Genomic DNA, 3365 nt, shown 5'->3' with positions numbered 1-3365 from the left:
ACTCTTACAATTAATAGAGACGATTCTCGTTTATAAGTTACCGCTTCTCAATCGTCGGGAGATAGAAACTATGTTTAGTTTAGATGAATTAAAACAAACTCAGTATTTTCAAGATGTGCGCGAAGAAGCGCGTCAGGAAGGCATTGAGCAAGGCATTGAGCAAGGCATTGAGCAAGGCATTGAGCAAGGCATTGAGCAAGGTATTGAGCAAGGCAGACTAAACAAAGCACTAGAGGCTGTCCCTCGTTTGTTAGCCTTAGGGTTAAGTGTTGAGCAAGTCGCATCCGCGTTAGAGTTAGAGGTTGAACAGGTTAGAGCTATACAAAACGGGACATAAAAAAATGCGATCGCCTTGTAAAATAAAAGCATGAAAACTGACACGATTTTTTATCAACTCTTTCAATCATTCCCCTCTATCTTCTTTGAATTAATTCAACTCCCTATCACCGAAGCGAATAACTACCGCTTTGACTCAGTGGAAGTCAAACAACTTTCTTTTCGTCTTGATGGAGTCTTTCTGCCTCAAAATAATCACCCTAGATTTCATCGTAAAACCGGGGTTGGGACGAGGATAAAGTTATCGCCTCACCCAACCTTACTTACCGACGATTGAAGAAACTGCCACCGTTACCCCAGCGCGGTCGGGAATTAAAGAAACTACCACCGTCAGACCAACCATTCCCCCAGGGCCGCGCATTAACGAAACTACCACCGCGACCATCTCCCCAACCACCGACACGACTATTCACCCAACCGCGACCGCCACCATCTCCCCAGCCTAAAGCTTGTAAACTAGGATCGGCAGTACCGGACGGCAGTTGGTTAACCCGTTCGCGTACAGCGCTGGACAGACGACTTAAACGCGCCTCAATGGGATTAGCCTCCTCTGAGGCGGCCTGAGCGGTGCTAGTCAGACCGAAGGCAGATAAAGCGAGAAGAAAGCCGACTAAACCAGTTTTATTGCTGATATTCACCTGAATTTATGCTCCTATTTGGCTTCTTGGGGATTAATTTGGGCGTGTTCGATAACTTTGAAGGCAAAAAACCCCTTTAATAATTCTGGGGGGATGGGAACCATGCCTTGACTACCGAACCAGCGATCGATTTGACTAACGGTGGCCGTATCATTGGTGATGTAATCCTGCATCATTTTAACAATGGCATAGTTGACATCATCCAAAAAAGTAGAGTTATTTTCGGGAACCATGCAAGCAATGCCAAAATTAGCTAGAGCTTCTTCGGGGACGATTTCGTAGATTTTAGGGTTATCTCTGAGGATTGTTCCCGCTAAAGAGATGCTATCCCCCGCTATTGCGTCAATTTTACCAGTTTTTAAAGCTTCGAGGGCTTCTTCTACGGTGCTGTAGGTAGTAACAATTGTCGCTTGCGGTTGTACTAATTTAATCACATCCACGGCCGCAGAAGTGGGAACCAAGGCGATGCGTTTACCGATTAGGGATTGAGGAGTGGAGAGATTGCTACCTTTTTTAGCTAAAATCCTAATCCCAGAAATGCTGTAACTGATGGAAAAATCGACAACTTTCGCCCTTTCCCAAGTAAAAGCCGTACTACAAGCGATATCGATTTCCCCGCTACGAATGAGATTAATTTTCTCTCCGGGTTGGTTAGCTTCAATCATTTGCAGGGTGACGGGACGACCGAGACGAGTTTCCAATCGTTTTCTAATTCGTTCCAACACATCCATAGAATAGCCGACTAATTCCCCCTTATCATTGATGTAGGAGTAGGGAATCGCATCAAAACGGGTTCCTACGGTCAAAAATCCCGTGCGAGCCACTTTTTCCACCACTGTTTCCGCTAAACTCGGACTTGCGAGGAACATGGGCAATATGCAACCTAGTCCCACTAACTGTAAAATTTTCTTCATAAATCGAGTGCTTGCTCCCGTACAAACATAACTATACTAGAATTCACTAAAAAATCTTCAAGGTTTCCATAATAATTTCTGTGAACTTTTACAAATTAGATGGCGGTTCAAGGCGAATTAATTGACCGTTACCTTCATCGGTGAGCAGGTATAAAAATCCGTCGGGACTTTGACGCACATCCCGCACCCTCTGACCGATGGGAATCGCTTCTTGATTGATAATTTCACCCGATTTATACACTGACAGACGGCGAATATCCCTGGAAACTAAACCACCGGCAAATAAATTTCCCTGCCAATTAGGAAAGCGATTACCGGTATAAAAGACCAATCCCGAAGGAGCGATCGCAGGTGTCCAAATTGTTTTCGGATCAATCAGACCGGGTCGAGATTCTTCGCTGGAAACTGGGGTATTAGTGCCGTACTCTTGACTAGCAGAAACCACTGGCCAACCGTAATTTTTACCTTTTTCAATTAAATTTAATTCATCCCCTCCTTTCGCTCCGTGTTCTGTTGCCCAAACTCTTTTAGTCATCGGATCAAAGCTGATTCCTTGAATATTCCGATGACCATAACTCCAAATTTTAGAACCGGCAAAAGGATTATCTTTAGGTAGAGAACCATCGTCATTGATGCGGATAATTTTACCTAGGGTCTGCTGAAAAAGTTTTTCCTGGGGGCAGGGTGTGGGGTGTGGGGTGTAGGGTGTAGGGTTTTACTCATTTTCAGGTGGCCAATTACCTAATTTTCAGGGAAAAAGTGCCTAAATTTCCCCCCGATCACTCCCATATCCAGTACTTTTTGATTGCCAAAAGGTCTAAAAGTCTTACCCAACAAGGTTTTTAGCTTTATTCAGCAAAGTCTACCTAAATGACTTTGCCGATTTTGGGACTGTTTTCTAATTAAATCCCCCGCTAATTGTAGGGGAGGATTGCCCCCGTCCCCAATCGCTACCAATAAAGTGCCATCCGGTAGCCATAATAACCGCGAACCGAAGTGTTGAGAGCCAGTTTTTGCCTGGGAAACTTCAAAAATAACCCGCACATCTCGCAAACTTGCACCATCTTGACACTCCCGTCGCGCTCATGCGAGGGATTCTTGGTTCATCGAGTTTCCTTAATCTGACAGGACGTATCCAATCAAACCAGAGGGAATCTCTCCCCAAGCGTATTAGTTTCCGTGTGTCCCACGGTACTTAGTCCCTTTTTGAGAATGTTGATAGCGGCGTTAATATCTCTATCTTCTACATAGCCACAATGGGGACAAATATGGGTTCTCGTAGATAGAGATTTAGGGACTTTTTGACCACAATTAGAGCAATTTTGACTCGTGTTATGGGGTGGTACTGCTACCGTAACCTTACCATATTTAAATCCAAAATATTCTAACCATTGTCGAAAAATAGACCAAGCCACATCATTAATAGATTTAGCTAGTTTAGAGTTTTTTACCATGCCTTGAACATTTAAGTTTTCGT

General features: G+C 44.1%; 3 protein-coding genes and 4 pseudogenes. 2 read left to right on the top strand and 5 right to left on the bottom strand.

Annotated elements, in window-relative coordinates; genetic code table 11:
* Together PX636_RS12875 and PX636_RS12870 are read left to right on the top strand one after the other, a co-directional pair.
* Positions 1-337 (top strand): annotated as a pseudogene (locus tag PX636_RS12875) (Rpn family recombination-promoting nuclease/putative transposase); the annotation flags it as partial.
* 30 nt (positions 338-367) lie between these two features.
* A pseudogene (locus tag PX636_RS12870) lies at positions 368-541 on the top strand (DUF2887 domain-containing protein); the annotation flags it as partial.
* A 58-nt stretch (positions 542-599) separates the two neighbouring features.
* On the opposite strand, the gene grrA reads toward PX636_RS12870, so the two are convergent.
* The 5 genes and pseudogenes from grrA to PX636_RS12845 all read right to left on the bottom strand — a co-directional run.
* A complete protein-coding gene (gene grrA / locus PX636_RS12865; RefSeq protein WP_149987744.1) occupies positions 600-974 on the bottom strand; it encodes a GrrA/OscA1 family cyclophane-containing rSAM-modified RiPP in 375 nt (124 codons plus the stop codon).
* Positions 975-988: 14 nt separating this feature from the next.
* A complete protein-coding gene (grrP, locus tag PX636_RS12860; RefSeq protein ID WP_288117493.1) occupies positions 989-1888 on the bottom strand; it encodes an extracellular substrate binding-like orphan protein GrrP in 900 nt (299 codons plus the stop codon).
* Between the two features lie 88 nt (positions 1889-1976).
* Positions 1977-2549, bottom strand: a pseudogene (locus tag PX636_RS12855) (PQQ-dependent sugar dehydrogenase); the annotation flags it as partial.
* Between the two features lie 191 nt (positions 2550-2740).
* Positions 2741-2944: pseudogene (locus tag PX636_RS12850) on the bottom strand (PQQ-dependent sugar dehydrogenase); the annotation flags it as partial.
* A gap of 83 nt (positions 2945-3027) precedes the next feature.
* Positions 3028-3365: RNA-guided endonuclease InsQ/TnpB family protein (locus PX636_RS12845; RefSeq protein ID WP_288117492.1), on the bottom strand; the 338-nt coding region annotated here is incomplete at its 5' end.

The sequence above is a fragment of the Microcystis sp. M53598_WE2 genome (assembly GCF_030067735.1).
Taxonomy (GTDB): Bacteria; Cyanobacteriota; Cyanobacteriia; order Cyanobacteriales; family Microcystaceae; genus Microcystis; species Microcystis aeruginosa.
Note: the sequence above shows the minus strand (reverse complement) of the source record. Positions and strands in the feature narration are given on the sequence as shown.